The sequence below is a fragment of the Bacillus sp. REN16 genome, from assembly GCF_020731355.1.
Taxonomy (GTDB): domain Bacteria; phylum Bacillota; class Bacilli; order Bacillales; family Bacillaceae_L; genus Ferdinandcohnia.
This window is the reverse complement of the sequence record NZ_JAJFZK010000010.1, coordinates 159,130-173,465: the sequence shown is the minus strand read 5'-3', so window position 1 is coordinate 173,465 and position 14,336 is coordinate 159,130. Positions and strand designations below refer to the sequence as shown.

Annotated in this window: 17 protein-coding genes; 7 read left to right on the top strand and 10 right to left on the bottom strand. The window is 37.2% G+C overall.

Features of this window, described 5'->3' with window-relative positions:
- Positions 1 to 4: 4 nt before the first annotated feature.
- The 3 genes from LKW28_RS15715 to LKW28_RS15705 form a co-directional block, all read right to left on the bottom strand.
- Positions 5 to 934: an ABC transporter permease gene (locus LKW28_RS15715; protein ID WP_229141300.1), complete on the bottom strand. Its 930-nt coding sequence runs from the start codon at positions 932 to 934 to the stop codon at positions 5 to 7.
- On the bottom strand, positions 931 to 1,860 hold the full coding sequence (locus tag LKW28_RS15710) for an ABC transporter permease (protein WP_229141299.1): 930 nt from the start codon (positions 1,858 to 1,860) through the stop codon (positions 931 to 933). Before LKW28_RS15710 ends, LKW28_RS15715 begins: the two co-directional genes overlap by 4 nt.
- Before the next feature lie 318 nt (positions 1,861 to 2,178).
- The gene (locus LKW28_RS15705) at positions 2,179 to 3,870 is read right to left on the bottom strand and encodes a peptide ABC transporter substrate-binding protein (RefSeq protein ID WP_229141298.1); all 1,692 of its coding nucleotides are present in this window, start codon (positions 3,868 to 3,870) and stop codon (positions 2,179 to 2,181) included.
- A gap of 258 nt (positions 3,871 to 4,128) precedes the next feature.
- On the opposite strand from LKW28_RS15705, the gene LKW28_RS15700 reads away from it, so the two are divergent.
- The 5 genes from LKW28_RS15700 (at position 4,129) to LKW28_RS15680 (ending at position 6,143) form a co-directional block, all read left to right on the top strand.
- Positions 4,129 to 4,857, top strand: a complete 729-nt coding sequence (locus LKW28_RS15700; RefSeq protein ID WP_229141297.1) for a Crp/Fnr family transcriptional regulator — start codon at positions 4,129 to 4,131, stop codon at positions 4,855 to 4,857.
- Positions 4,858 to 4,975: 118 nt separating this feature from the next.
- Positions 4,976 to 5,455 carry an Hsp20/alpha crystallin family protein gene (locus LKW28_RS15695; protein ID WP_229141296.1) on the top strand — a complete coding sequence of 160 codons (480 nt, stop codon included), beginning with the start codon at positions 4,976 to 4,978 and terminating at the stop codon, positions 5,453 to 5,455.
- Between the two features lie 66 nt (positions 5,456 to 5,521).
- Positions 5,522 to 5,719 carry a hypothetical protein gene (locus LKW28_RS15690; RefSeq protein WP_229141295.1) on the top strand — a complete coding sequence of 66 codons (198 nt, stop codon included), beginning with the start codon at positions 5,522 to 5,524 and terminating at the stop codon, positions 5,717 to 5,719.
- Positions 5,720 to 5,737: 18 nt separating this feature from the next.
- Positions 5,738 to 5,986, top strand: coding sequence for a sigma-G-dependent sporulation-specific acid-soluble spore protein CsgA (locus LKW28_RS15685; RefSeq protein WP_229141294.1), 249 nt, complete (start codon positions 5,738 to 5,740; stop codon positions 5,984 to 5,986).
- A gap of 13 nt (positions 5,987 to 5,999) precedes the next feature.
- Positions 6,000 to 6,143 (top strand): hypothetical protein, encoded by a 144-nt coding sequence (locus LKW28_RS15680; protein ID WP_229141293.1) that lies wholly within the window; start codon positions 6,000 to 6,002, stop codon positions 6,141 to 6,143.
- A 53-nt stretch (positions 6,144 to 6,196) separates the two neighbouring features.
- Here the strand turns inward: LKW28_RS15680 and LKW28_RS15675 are convergent, their stop codons facing one another.
- From LKW28_RS15675 to LKW28_RS15660, 4 genes are all read right to left on the bottom strand, one after another.
- On the bottom strand, positions 6,197 to 6,616 hold the full coding sequence (locus tag LKW28_RS15675; RefSeq protein ID WP_229141292.1) for a YppG family protein: 420 nt from the start codon (positions 6,614 to 6,616) through the stop codon (positions 6,197 to 6,199).
- 157 nt (positions 6,617 to 6,773) lie between these two features.
- Entirely contained in the window at positions 6,774 to 7,139 is a 366-nt protein-coding gene (locus tag LKW28_RS15670; RefSeq protein ID WP_229141291.1) for a YppE family protein, read from the bottom strand.
- Positions 7,140 to 7,168: 29 nt separating this feature from the next.
- Positions 7,169 to 7,426: a hypothetical protein gene (locus tag LKW28_RS15665; protein ID WP_229141290.1), complete on the bottom strand. Its 258-nt coding sequence runs from the start codon at positions 7,424 to 7,426 to the stop codon at positions 7,169 to 7,171.
- A 460-nt stretch (positions 7,427 to 7,886) separates the two neighbouring features.
- Positions 7,887 to 8,906: a DUF2515 domain-containing protein gene (locus LKW28_RS15660; protein ID WP_229141289.1), complete on the bottom strand. Its 1,020-nt coding sequence runs from the start codon at positions 8,904 to 8,906 to the stop codon at positions 7,887 to 7,889.
- 186 nt (positions 8,907 to 9,092) lie between these two features.
- On the opposite strand from LKW28_RS15660, the gene recU reads away from it, so the two are divergent.
- Both recU and LKW28_RS15650 read left to right on the top strand, forming a co-directional pair.
- Positions 9,093 to 9,692 (top strand): Holliday junction resolvase RecU, encoded by a 600-nt coding sequence (gene recU, locus LKW28_RS15655; RefSeq protein WP_229141288.1) that lies wholly within the window; start codon positions 9,093 to 9,095, stop codon positions 9,690 to 9,692.
- Positions 9,693 to 9,783: 91 nt separating this feature from the next.
- Positions 9,784 to 12,333, top strand: coding sequence for a PBP1A family penicillin-binding protein (locus LKW28_RS15650; protein WP_229141287.1), 2,550 nt, complete (start codon positions 9,784 to 9,786; stop codon positions 12,331 to 12,333).
- Between the two features lie 20 nt (positions 12,334 to 12,353).
- Here the strand turns inward: LKW28_RS15650 and LKW28_RS15645 are convergent, their stop codons facing one another.
- From LKW28_RS15645 to LKW28_RS15635, 3 genes are all read right to left on the bottom strand, one after another.
- Complete coding sequence (locus LKW28_RS15645) at positions 12,354 to 12,725, bottom strand: YpoC family protein (protein ID WP_229141286.1); 372 nt, start codon at positions 12,723 to 12,725, stop codon at positions 12,354 to 12,356.
- Complete coding sequence (gene nth / locus LKW28_RS15640) at positions 12,715 to 13,377, bottom strand: endonuclease III (protein WP_229141285.1); 663 nt, start codon at positions 13,375 to 13,377, stop codon at positions 12,715 to 12,717. Before nth ends, LKW28_RS15645 begins: the two co-directional genes overlap by 11 nt.
- 146 nt (positions 13,378 to 13,523) lie before the next feature.
- The gene (locus LKW28_RS15635; RefSeq protein ID WP_229141284.1) at positions 13,524 to 14,234 is read right to left on the bottom strand and encodes a DnaD domain-containing protein; all 711 of its coding nucleotides are present in this window, start codon (positions 14,232 to 14,234) and stop codon (positions 13,524 to 13,526) included.
- Positions 14,235 to 14,336 lie beyond the last annotated feature (102 nt).

Below are 14,336 nucleotides of genomic sequence, written 5' to 3'. Positions count from 1 at the left end.
TTATCTATTTTCGCAGTTTTGGATCGAGTGCATCTCTTAAACCATCACCGAATACATTAAATGCAAACATTGTTAGCGAAATGAGAAAAGCTGGGAAAAATAATTGATAGAAATTCCCGATTAAAATACTTCCTAATGCATCATTAGCCATCGTTCCCCAGCTTGCCTTTGGCGCTGGGATTCCAAGTCCTAAAAAGCTGAGTGTCGCCTCTGCAAATATCGCAGTTGGAACAGTTAATGTAACGTTTACTAAAATCGGTCCCATTGTATTTGGAATCATATGTTTACTTAAAATCCATGAGGTTTTCGCTCCCATTGCATTTGCAGCTTGAACATATTCATTTTCCTTCAGCTGGAGTACTTGCCCTCGAACGAGTCTAGCCATTGGTATCCAACCGGTGATCGACATTGCAATGATAATTGCCCATATCCCTCTTTCAAGGACGATCATCACTAAAATAACCATTAACAAGTACGGAATGGCATAGAGCACTTCCGCAATTCTCATCATGATATTATCGGTTCTGCCACCACGAATGCCGGAAATACCTCCGTAAACAATTCCCGCTACAAAATCTATAAGAGCAGCCATCAGTCCGATAAACAACGAAATCCGTGCACCATACCACGCTCGTGTGAACAAGTCTCTTCCAGATGCATCCGTCCCAAACCAATGCTCCGCGTTCGGTCGAAGGTTCTTTTTAGTGAAATCCTGCTCATAATACGTGTATCCATTTAAATAGGGGCCGATAATCGCTAGGATTCCAATGAGAATGATAACGATGAGTCCCAGCATCGCTAATTTATTTTCCTTTAGCCGGTTCCATACATCCTTCCAATAAGATATGCTTGGTCTAGCAATTTTTTCTGCCTCTTCAAATTTTTGATCAACAGGTGCAAACATCTCTTCTGTAAGATTTGATTGATTTTTCATTTGCTCTCCCCCGTTACTTTTATTCTTGGATCTATCCACGTATAGGCGATATCAACAATGAGAATAAAAAGAATAAGGATGGCAGAATAAAAAATCGTCGAACCGAGAATAACAGGGTAATCACGATTAAAAATACTCGTTACAAACATTTCCCCCATACCAGGAATCCCAAATATTTTTTCAATAATAAAGCTGCCTGTTACAATATTAGCAATTAGAATCCCAACAATGGTCACGACGGGTAAAATCGCATTTCGAATGGCATGCTTCAAAATGATTGCACCCTTTTTTAGACCCTTTGCTTTTGCCGTTAAAATATAATCCTGGCTCATCACCTCTAGCATGCTTGACCTCATTAACCTTGCGATAAAGGCCATTGGCATCATGGCGAGTGACAGAGAAGGAAGTACTGTATGGGACCAGGATTTCCAGGTAGCTACTGGGAACCAACGCAATTCAACAGCTAAGTAATTAATTAGAAAAGTTGCAAGAATAAAATTTGGTACCGATATCCCGATAATCGCTAGAATCATAGATGAATAATCTGGCCATCGATTGCGATAAAGAGCAGCAATGATTCCAAATAGCAATCCCAGTGGAATTGCTATCAATAAGGCTTGTGTTCCTAAATGTAAGGAAACAGGGAAGCCATTCACTATCAGGTCATTCACTGTCAAGGTAGAAGATTTATACGAAGGTCCAAAGTCAAACTGTAAAATAGAAAGTAAATAAAGACCATACTGTACAAGTAAAGGTTTGTCCAAATTATAATAGCTTTGAAGATTATTATAGACCGCCTGAGGCATTGTTCCTTCCTGGGCAAATGGGTTTCCTGGAATACTATGCATTAAGATGAATGTTAGTGTGATGATCACCCATAGGGTTACAACTGCTAGGACGATTCTCTTTCCGATATACTTAAGCATGTTATCCCCCTTATTTAATGGATCGTCTACTAATACGCCACGATCTTTAGCAAACGTAGTCCCACGCCATTATATGCAAGTAAAAATCGGGTATGCTAAGATTCCAGCATACCTCGATTTCCTTTTTCATCTGGCTCCAGCGCCTAGCCCCTCGAGGTCATAAGCCAATCCGTCAAGAAGGTCAAAGGGCAACCTTCTCACCGTCTCGTCTTATGCTTGTCGGACTTGCACATGATGTGCTGACGTCTACGTTTGCCACAGGACGTGGCAGGTTTTAGTAGACGTTCGTCTTCAAGGCGCTTGCGCTTTTGTTTTCACCTAGTTTTTGATATCTGCATAAATGAACTGAGGATAACTATTAATTGGTGTGTAGATGCCAGTAACATGCGGTTTCACAGTAAACGGTTTTGTATAGAAATAAACTGGGATAACCGGCATTTCATCCATTAAGATTTTCTCGGCATCATGCATGGCCTTCATACGATCTTCTTGATTCATTGTTGTTTTTGCTAAGTTAACTAGCTTATCGTACTCTGCATTGCCCCAGTTCGCATCATTATATGGTCCATCTGTTAACCATAGGTCCATGAATGTCATCGGGTCTACATAGTCACCAACCCAACCTGCTCTTGAAATTTGATAGTCACCTGCTTTTTCACGATCAAGCTTCACTTGGAACTCAACATTTTCTAATGTAATTTCGACTCCTAGATTTTTACGCCACATTTCCTGAACAGCCTCAGCAATCATCTTATGCCCTTCAGATGTATTGTAAGTTAATGTTACTGCCGGGAACTTATCAAGTCCTTCTTCAGCCAAGCCTTCTTCCAATAACTTTTTCGCTTCGTCAATATTTGCTTCAAACAGGTTTCCTGTATTTTCTTGGTAATCCCCGGAAACATCAGGAATTCCTGGCGGTACAACAGAATATGCAGCTTTTTGTCCGCCTTGAGCCACATGCTCCACAATCGTTTCACGATCAATTGACATTGATAATGCTTTTCGAATCTTCACATTATTAAATGGCTTTTTCTCTGTATTTAAATTGTAATAATAAACAGCAAGGTCTGTTCCAATTTGGAACTCAGGATTATTCTGCTCCTTTAATTGGCCAATGACGTCCTGTGGTAATGGATATACTAAATCCAATTCATCTGATTGGTACATTTGCCATGATGTATTCTCATCATCAATAATGACGAAATGAACTTCGTCTAAATTAATTTTGTCTTTATCGTAATAGTTTTCGTTCTTTGCTAGCTTCATGCTTTCTTTATGCTTCCACTCAATCAATTTAAAAGCACCATTTGATACATAGGTATCTGCTTCCTGGTACCATTCAGGATTTGCTTCCTGAACAGCCTTATTAATAGGATAATACGTGTAGAACGATGTTAAATCTAAGAAATAAGGAGTTGGTTGCGCCAGCTTAACTTCTAATGTTGTGTCATCAACAGCTTTTACACCAACAGCAGCTTCTAGTGCAGCTAAATCAGCACCCTCTTCTGCAGAATTATATGCTTCTCCACCCTCTAAATAATAGAGTTGATATGCATATGTAGACGCAGTTTCTGGTTTTAGGGCGTATTTCCATGCATATTCAAAGTCATGAGCCGTAACAGGGTCACCATTTGACCATTTTGCATCGCTTCGAAGCTTGAATGTCCATGTTAACCCATCTTCACTTGGTTCCCATGACTCAGCCATTCCTGCTACGATTTCTCCTTCAGGAGTCTTCTTTGTTAACCCTTCAAACGCATGCTCGAGAATCCATGAATCATGTGTTCCTTGTGCCGTCCCTGGGTGTAATGAACCAGGCTCTTCATTATTATTTAGGCGAAGAATCTTTGGTCCAGATGCTTCCTGTTCGTTCTCGTTCTCTTTACCTTCCTCAGTAGGTGTTGTTGGCTTTTCTGGTTCATCTGTTGCCGTCTCTCCACTAAAACAACCAGATAAAGCTAAAAAGATAGAAAGCAATAATACCAATCCAACTGAAAGCTTCCTTTTCAAGCAATTGACCCCCTATACTATTTTTTGAAACCTTAATCGATTTCTACATTAAATCTATAAATAAAATCGATGAAATATTACATTAGAAGGAAATTTCTTTTTTATTTAAGTGATAAGGACTAGTTTTACTTTCATACTTTAGTACAACGACCTTTTAATTTGGTAAATTCTCACGGCTGGAATCAGGTTAGGCTTTACCTGTAATCTAGTAGTTTGGTACACTTAAGATAATAGTGAAAAAACATGGAGTGAACACATATGAATCGGATCGAAATTGCTGATGTTTTACGAACAGTACCACTTTTTAAAGAATTAACAACCAATGAATTAAATGAGATGGTGAATATTGCTCAATATCGTCAGTATAAAAAGGGCACACATGTTTTTATGCAGGATGACCCTTTAGAGAATGTTTATTTTATCTTTAAAGGAAAAGTAAAAATATATAAAAATGATATAAATGGAAAAGAACAAATCGTAACGGTCCAAAAAGATGGTGATATGTTTCCTCATGTTGGCTTTTTTCGTAAAGGAAACTATCCCGCTTATGCCCTGGTAATGGAGGATATGAAGGCTGTGGTCATTTCCATCTCTCANGATATGAAGGCTGTGGTCATTTCCATCTCTCATTTCGAAAATGTATTGTTACAGCATCCACAGGTTTGCATCAAGCTTTTTAAAGTAATGGGTGAAAAGATAGTAGACCTCCAAAATCGATTGGAGGCACAGATTTTAAATAATACATACGAGCAAATTATTAAGTTGATTTTGCGTCTAAGTAACACTGATGGCAAAAAGATAGAAGACGGGAAAATCATGATCACCACACAATTTACAAATAAGGATTTAGCTAATATGATCGGAACAACCCGTGAAACGGTAAGTAGAACTTTAACAAAATTAAAGAAAAAAGAAATCGTAGAAGTTGATGAAAAAGGGAATATTATTGTCGATCCTGACAGCTTAGAGGATGAATTATTTATTTAAAAAATGAAAGAACTGTGCGAATTGTCACTCAGTTCTTTTTTTCATGACCAAAAACAAAAACATTTTCCTTCGAAATGAATATAGTGACAGTAGATAATACGTCTAGGAGGAGAAAAGAATGAAAGACGAAAAATCTGATAAATCAATCCAAAAATACGAGCCCGATCAATTCGGGCCACTCATGAAGTCTATGAATGAATTTTTTAACCAACACCCCGTCAAACGAATACTTGACTCCATCGATGAATTTTTTGAAAAACCGTCCACCTTCTCAGGCTTTCCAATCGACATGTATGAAACAGACACTGACCTTGTTATATCTGCTGACCTTCCAGGGATCAAAAAAGAACAAATTGACATTGAGTATTCGGAAAAATATATCACAATTACAGTCAACCACATTGAGGAATTGGAAGAAACCAATGAGAAAAAACATTACTATATAAAAAAACATTCTTATAACAAAGCTAGTCGGACGGTTTCTTTACCATACCCGATTCGCACAAATCAAATAAAAGCATCTTACGTTAATGGTGTCTTAAAAATTAACATTCCAAAACAAAGAAAACGAAAATTAGTAATTGATGAGAGCATGTGAAATATCATGCTCCTTTTTACATAATTTGCACGGAAGATTAGCACCATATGGCTAGGAGGTGTATATGTGGAGAAAAAACCTGGTAATCAAAATTTACCTGATTTTAAAGAACTGAATGATAGGGTAATTGCAAATACTAGTGATGAACCTATTCTTGTCATTAAAACAAATTTGGATCCTAAAAATGCAACTGAGGAAAACCCGTATTATAATGAATCTGAATCAGAAAAAGAGGAGTTTACCTCTTATTTTGAAGAATACTAAAATGAAATGGTGATTTTAATGGATAAGACGCTAGGGTATTTAATTGAATCGATTTCAAATTATGGTGATGAGAATAAAACAAGTCGAGCCATCCTTACAAAAATAATGAATAACCAATACACATCTGAAGAAGCATTGGTAAGAGATTTGGATGAGGAAGAAATTGAATTTTTAAACAAAATCCTTCCTGATGAAATCAATTATGCAATGGATGAAAGAGATTTTAAACGTGTTAATCAATTGAATGAAGTATATGAATTACTATGAAAAGGTGGATTAGATGGTAAAAGGATTCAGTACGAAGCAATACTCAGATACAGACGTAGAAGAAGTTAAACTTCTTAATGCAAACTCGGGATTATCCTATAATGAAGCATTACAGCTTTTAGCAAAACAATATAATGATCAAAAGAAAAAACAATAATCAATGTAAAAAGAAAGCTGCAATCTTCATAACAGCTTTCTTTTTTATTGCTCCTACACCTTGAATGTTTTCGTTAGCCCTTTTACAAGTGAATTCACTTGGTTTACCGCTCCTACCATTTGACCCGCTGTATCCATCATTTTATTTACATCAATGGTCCCATCCTTTTTCTTAAATTGATTGAGGATGCCCCCTCCCCCTTTTTGCTGCGTCTGCCCCATCCCAGTCGGATATGGGTTTTGGTATGGGGATTGATAAGGGGGTTGGTATGGATTTTGAAACCCATGTGATCCAGACGATGAAACTCCGGGATAACTGTTCATATTATAATGCATGTAGGAAGATGGATTGTATTGGTTCCACCCTGCTTGATAGCCTCCACCGTAAAATTGTTGATAGGTCGGCTGCCCGTAAAATGGCCATGAATAACCATAAGGTCTGATCGCATTGTTCCTGCGATAATATTGATACATATGGAACAAACCTCCTGTGATGTTCTTTTTCTATAGATTATGTAAAAATTGGGGTATTTGTTCACATAAAGTAAAACTTCAATGAGTGGAAGATTTACTGGACGTTAATGCGAAAAAAAAAGATACCATCATGTAAGGGTATCTTTTAATAGGCTATTTATTTTAATGTGGGTACTTTCTCAAGGATGTTATCAAGGACGTATAGGATTGATTCATACATATTTTTATAGCGTTTGACTTTAGTATCCTGATAAAAGCCTTGAATGGAAATATGTTGGATATTTTCATGAGTAGCGTCAATCTGATTTGGGTGCAAGTTTTTAGGAAATTCTTTTTTGATCCAATCAAGCGCCAATTCTCTCCAACTATCTGCTAGTTCCATCGTAGTATCTACAAAAGGTTTTACTTCATTATAAAAATCCACTTCATAGGATTCACTCTTCTTAACAACCTCTAATCGGTTAATAGACTCTTCACAGAGATCCTTAATCATATTTGTCTTTGCGAGCAGTTCCGTATACATTCTCTCACCTCACCATCTATCATACAAAATTAATAGCTTAATGTTAAGTGATAGGAATGCTCCTTTTCGGTTTGTGGTGCATATTCATCTTTTTGATGATGAAATGCATTAGTTAATGAAATAATCTCTTTTTCGAGCTGTTTCATAGAATCCATATTCTGATTTCCCTCTTCATCGATATGCTTATTTACTTCAGACTGGATTTCAACATCAAGCCTGTTTAATGCAGAAAGCAACTGATCAATATCCTCAAGAACATGTCCTTTTGTCATAAGTTCATTCCTCAACATATTCATCCTCCCAAACGGTCTTTTTTATGTAAATTCGATGTAGAACTTTTTCCTCCTGCACACTTGACAAAACTAGTTTTCATTCGTCAAAGAAAGTGGAATTCCCTCATCGTTTATCCCTGTTTTCGACAAGGGTTTCACTCATTGTGAAGAATGTTATCCATAAAAAATGCTCACACTACCAGTAGGAGGTGAAGATTCCATGGCAAAGCAAGATAAAAAGAAAAATAAACAAGTACGCAATGAAGAAAAAGCACCTGGTTATGGAGACAAAAAACTAGAAGGACCAGATAGACCATCAACATAAAAAAAGCGGAAGGCGCCCGCTTATCGGCGACAAGCATAAGACGAGCGCTGACAGAAGGTGCCCTTTACCTTCCGAAGCGATTGGCTTATGACCTCGAGCCGATGGCGCCTGGAGCTAGACATCTATAAAATACATACAAAGGCTGATTGTTCAGCCTTTGTTTTTTCGTATGATTTCCTCAATTAAGATTCCTGCTTGCATTTGCTTTTGCTTCTTTAAGTACCAATTTGTTAGCTCAATTTGATCACCAAGCTCAACTTCTTCAAACCATTTATTCTTCCTTTTTCCTTTATACCAATCATCACTTTCAAAACGTTTATGTTTGATAATCGGGTATGTGGTACGGAGAAATGGGGTATTGCGGAATTTCCTTTCCGAAACATATCGTTCGTAATCAAATCTTGAGCCAGTATGCTCCACCTTATTTGAAAACCTCTTAAATAAATCATAATAACCATTATGAAATAACAGGGATGCTAGCTTTTTACCTAGTTCAATTCTTTGATCAAGACTTGTGAATTGATGAACTGAAAAGCCGAATAATCTTCCTTCTAGTGTTGGAAAAATGACTGAACTAAAGTGTAAAAAATCCTGAAGATTGAAATACAAACGCTGAAAAACCCTTTCCCTATAAAATGGATGTTCAATCACTGGTTTTTGGATGATATTTTGTTCATTGATAATTTGAGCGGTTACTAAACGGTTCCCTCCCCGACAGCCCCAGTAATACTCCCATTCTATTTCGATAAATCGGGATACTGAAAACATTTTCAACAAATGAAATAAGGGCTTACCGAGTTTCTTTGAATATTCATAAAGTAATAACTGCGGATAGGCATCCAAAAAAATAAGCCAGTTCGCCCGTTCATAAGTATGAAATAAAACTTTTCTCTCGTTTTTACGTAGAATCTTCGAATACCATTCTCCTTCCAGATCTGTCATATTCCAGCCAGCATTCCGTGATACTTGGCTTGCTAAAAATGACCATCGTATTTCTTTATTTCGCTTATAGTATTTTGCATAATGCTTAGTACGAGAAATATTATCGATATTTCCTTTGATTGTTTTAGATTGAATCTCAAATATTACTTCTTTTTCCTCTAAGGTTAAAAGCAATTCCCGTTTTCTGCGATCATTTACCATTTTTTCCAATTTTGCAATCTCGCTCATCAATTAACACCCCTCATTTGGTAGTGTGTCCAACATTCGCTCTGCACGGCCCCAAAAGTATATTTTCTGACGAATAGTATGGTATATTGAATTGTAATTCCATAGTCTGTACCCAACTGTTCAAATTTCGTTAAACTATTTTACATATATATTTGGTATAATAGTTGTCTTAAGGGGGATGGAAGTATGGAGATTCGCTATCCGAATGGGAAAGTATATAAGCCCCAGCAGATAAAAAATAATCCACATCTCAAACAAAGAATATATGGAAATCGCGGGATGACACTAGAAGAAGATCTCAATGAATCAAATCAATTTTATTTGGAACAGGAAATTGCCGTCATCCATAAAAAACCAACACCTGTACAAATCGTAAATGTGGATTATCCAAAAAGAAGTGCTGCCGTCATTAAGGAAGCCTATTTTAAAACAGCATCGACCACGGACTATAATGGGATATATAAGGGCCGTTATATTGATTTTGAAGCGAAGGAAACAAAAAACAAAACCTCCTTCCCGCTTCAAAATTTTCATGAGCATCAAATCAAGCATATGTCCGATTGTTTAAAACAGGATGGGATTTGCTTTGTCATTCTAGCGTTTACAACATTAGATGAAATCTATTTCCTCGAGGCAAAACACCTTTTAACCTTTTGGAAACGAAAAAATGAGGATGGCAGAAAATCAATTACAAAGCAGGAAATAGAAACGTTTGGCTACCAATTAGCAATTGGCTATCGTCCGAGAATTGATTATATTAAGGTTATTGACAAGCTCTATTTATAACAATGGCAAATAACAGTTATGCTAGAAATGAAACCTTTTCTTACTAAAATACGTCATTAAGTAGGAAAGCATTTGAAAGGCAGGAACAAGTATGTCTGAAAAATATCAATCACGTGAAGAACGTCGACATGCAAATCAAAAGAAAAAAAAGCGAAAAAAATCAAAGGGGCAAGTATTTAAACGAATTTTATTAGTCATCCTATTAATTGGAATTATTGGATTAGTATCAGGTGCTACAACATTTTTCGTGATGGCAAGTGGTGCTCCTCCATTGGATGAATCCCTTTTAAAAGATCCACTTTCATCAAAGGTTTACGATATGAATGGGAATAAAATTTATGAATTTGGGGCGGAAAAGCGAACATATGTACCTCTGAATCAAATACCTGATGATCTAAAAAATGCTGTAATAGCAGTTGAGGATGCTCGTTTCTATGAACATCATGGGTTAGATGTGATTCGACTTGGTGGAGCTGTTGTCGCAAACATTACCGATGGATTTGGTTCTGAAGGAGCAAGTACTATTTCACAGCAGGTGATTAAGAACTCATTTTTCGAGCAAGGACAGAAAAAACTAACACGAAAAGCACAGGAACTATGGCTTGCTTTTCAATTAGAACGTAAATACTCCAAAGACGAAATTCTAGAAATGTATTTAAATAAAATTTATTACGGTGTAGGTAACACATATGGTGTTGCAAAGGCAGCGGAAATATATTTTGGAAAATCTCTTGATGAACTTGAGCTTCACGAAGCTGCATTTATTGCCGGTAGCGGACAAAATCCAGGTATATACAACCCTTTTGTCCATCCTGAAAGAGCAGAAAAACGTCGTAATATCGTCTTGAATCTTATGGTTAGACATGAGTTCATTACTAAAGAACAAGCAGATGCTGCTAAAAAGATTCCAATTGAATCATCAATTGTGGAATCACAAGAACAATCCCAACCAATCGATTCTTTTATGGATCAAGTTAAATTAGAACTTAAAGAACATAGTGATATTGATGTGTACAATGCAGGAGTTAAAATTTATACAAGCTTTGACCCTGACGCCCAAGCACATATCGATTCTTTATTAGCCAATCAAAATCAGGATATTCAATTTCCTGATGATCAATTTCAAGCCGGAATAGCAGTCGTAGATACAAAAACAGGCGAAATTAAAGCGTTAGGCGGCGGAAGAAATCAAGCACAAAATACGCGCAGAAACTTTGCGCTTGAGACCGATAACCAACCTGGTTCAACGATTAAGCCAATTTTAGACTATGGCCCTGCAATTGAGTATTTAAAATGGTCTACCTACCATCAAATTAAGGATGAGCCGTATACCTATTCTGATAAGAAGCCTATTAACAACTTCGACAGAAAATATATGGGACAAATTACTGCAAGAGTTGCTTTAGCTCATTCAAGGAACATTCCAGCCCTTAAGGCATTCCAAGAGGTTGGAGTTACAAAAGCAACGGAATTTGCGAACGGCCTTGGTATTACATTTGAAGAAAGAATTAATGAAGCATATTCGATTGGCGGAATGTTAGGCGGAATCTCCCCTATTGAAATGGCTGGGGCATACGCAGCATTTGGTAACCAAGGAAACTTCATAAAACCACATGCGGTGAATAAAGTTATCTTCCCGGATAATCGCGAAGTTGTTCTTGCACCTGAACCTGAAACAGCTATGTCTGAAGCAACAGCTTTCATGATTACGGACATGCTGAAATCTGTAATGGATTTTGGTTCCGGACGCAGATATGATGTTTCAGGATTGCAAATTGCTGGTAAAACGGGTACAACAAACTATACTGCAAAAGAAATGAAAGACTATAATATTCCTTCCGGCGGAGTCCCAGATATTTGGTACAGTGGATACACACCAAGTTATACTGTCGCCATTTGGACAGGTTATAGCAGCAACAAAAATGCAGTCATGCCTGCTGATCAAAGCTTAGCGCTCAAATTATTTAGGGACATCATTACTAACCTTTCTGAAGGCAAGGAAGCAGAGGATTTTGTAATGCCTAAATCAGTCGTTAAGGTCGGTGTGGAAAAAGGATCCAATCCTGCAAAGCTACCAAGCGAATTTACACCTAAAGATGAAATTGTCTATGAGTATTTTATTAAAGGTACAGAACCTACTGAGGTGTCCGATAAATATCATAAGCTAAATCCGCCATCAAATCTTGATGTCCAGTATGACCAAGTGACAAATCAAATCAATTTAACTTGGGCTTATGCTGAAGGAGAAATTGAAGGGAATAGCTTTGAGGTGAGTGTTTCAGTTGATGAAGGCCCTGCAAAGGTTCTTACAACAACAAAAGAATTAAACTATACGGTTCCTGAGGCAATTCCGGGAGCTATCTATAAATTCACTGTAACTGCAGTGAATGATGAAAATCCAGAAAAACGCAGTGATCCTGCTACAAATACGATTGAAGTTCCAGAACTGCCAGAAGAAGAAGAAATTGAAATTCCACTTCCTCCTGTTAATCCGGGGAATGGGAATGGCAATGGAAACGGTAATGGTGGCGAAAATGGCGGAAATACCGGCGGTGAAGGGGATTCCGAAGGCAATGGAGAAAGTGATGGCGGAATACCAATCTTCCCTCCTCTCCCACCTAGTAACGGAGACCGTCAATAGGAACAAAAATAACGCACAGTTTATGACTGTGCGTTATTTTTATACTCGCGTATTTTCAATTTGGCATTGAGTTTTAATAATTCGATATAAAGTTCGTTTAATTGAATGAAAGCGTGATATTGATTTGGCTTTTTTAACACAAACGAAAGGCGCTCATCAAGATTAATTGGTTTATGAACCAAGTCAAGCAGGCTATCTTGCAGCATTTTTCGATCAGGAATAGGAATCCTCTTTTCATTTATTAAAAATAAAAAGGTTAAGAACTCTTCAATTGCTTCATCCATTGGCTCAACAATCGCTGCTTTATCTCTGTTTTGAAAAAGGCTCCCTAAATAATTTTTACGAGCATCCCATTTTTCCCTAATATCAGAAATAATTTTTTCATTGTCCAACCTTTTCTTTCCCCTTCATACGCTTTTTCCCTTCCCGGCAAACCTCTAGAAGCGGACATATTTCACATTGTGGATTTTGAGCTTTGCAATGATACCTTCCAAAAAAGATCATCCGATGATGAGTTGCAGACCATTCTTCTTCAGGGACCTTTTTCATCAATGTCTTTTCGACCTCAAGGACCGAATCCTTCCATCTGCAAAATCCAAGTCTTTTGCTAACTCTTTCTACATGAGTATCAACCGCAATTGCAGGTATACCAAATGCGACAGAGACAACAACATTGGCCGTTTTTCTGCCGACCCCAGGGAATTTAGTTAATTCATCACGATCTCGCGGAAGGATGCCTCCATAGTCTTCAATTAGCATTTGACATAAATTGCGAATGTTCTTTGCTTTGTTTCGATAAAGACCGATAGATCGAATATCATTTTGGAGCTCTTCAAGTGAAACGGCTAAATAATCCTCGGGAGTTTTGTATTTTTCAAAAAGAGATGCCGTTACTTTATTCACCAATGCATCTGTGCATTGGGCAGATAATGCAACAGCAATCACAAGTTCAAACGGATTTTTATGTGTAAGCTCACAATGAGCATCCGGGAACATCTCACCCATTGTGTCTAGACAAAATCGAATTTGTTGGTTATTTAACATTTTTATCACCTACTTAATCAAATGCGCCTTGGCGTATTTGCGCCCGATTTTTTTCGAGCATGCTCGAAAAATTTCCTTTTAAAAATCGTGGCATCCGCCGGAGGCATAACTTAATTCATCTGGTTCTAATCCCAGATGAATTAAGTTTAACTTTCTAACCAATTATAAAACGGGATTGTGCGTTTATAATTTCCTTGCTGAGCTTGCTCAGTTGGTTTATGCTTTTGTTGATATTGACGAAACTTTTGTGAATGATTTTGGGCTTGGGCAATCGTCCGTATACCATTCTTTTTCCATTCAAATAGGATTCGATCAATATACCGAAAATTAAGCTTTCCTGACATAACAGCTTCTCGTAAAGCTGCCTGAATGATAGATTGATCATGGTGGTCCTGATCAAGCCACATTGCCAATGATTCACATTCAAAAGGTGAGAGTGGCCGTCCAAATTCTTGTTCAAAAATACTATATAAGTCCTTTTCTTGCTGTTTTTCGAGTTCTTTTTCTTCAGACCTGTTTTGTTGAACAAGATACTGAAGCATTTTCTCCCATAAAGGTCGTATTGAGTATTTTTCAGAGATAAGGCGATTTTCATCGTTTCCTTCATTTATTTCTAAATATCCGCGTTGAATAAGCTGACGCAGGTTTTCCATGCATTTTTCTTCTGAGATTGTCATCCGATTTGAGATTTCAATTGGTGTGGGGAAAAAGTTTCCACTATCCATAAAGGTTAAAATATGGAATAGGACCATCATTTCCTCTTCATTTAACTGTAGATGTCGATACGAAGACATTAACATTTTCGGTATTGAAATACTGCCTTGTTCGAATAAATCAACTAATTTATCCAATTTCATGTATAAACACCTCTTCATAACCTAGTATAACATGAGACCTAAAAATAGGGTTAAGAAAGAAATATTTGGTTTGCCATTATCCTTAAAACGAAAGAGACCTTC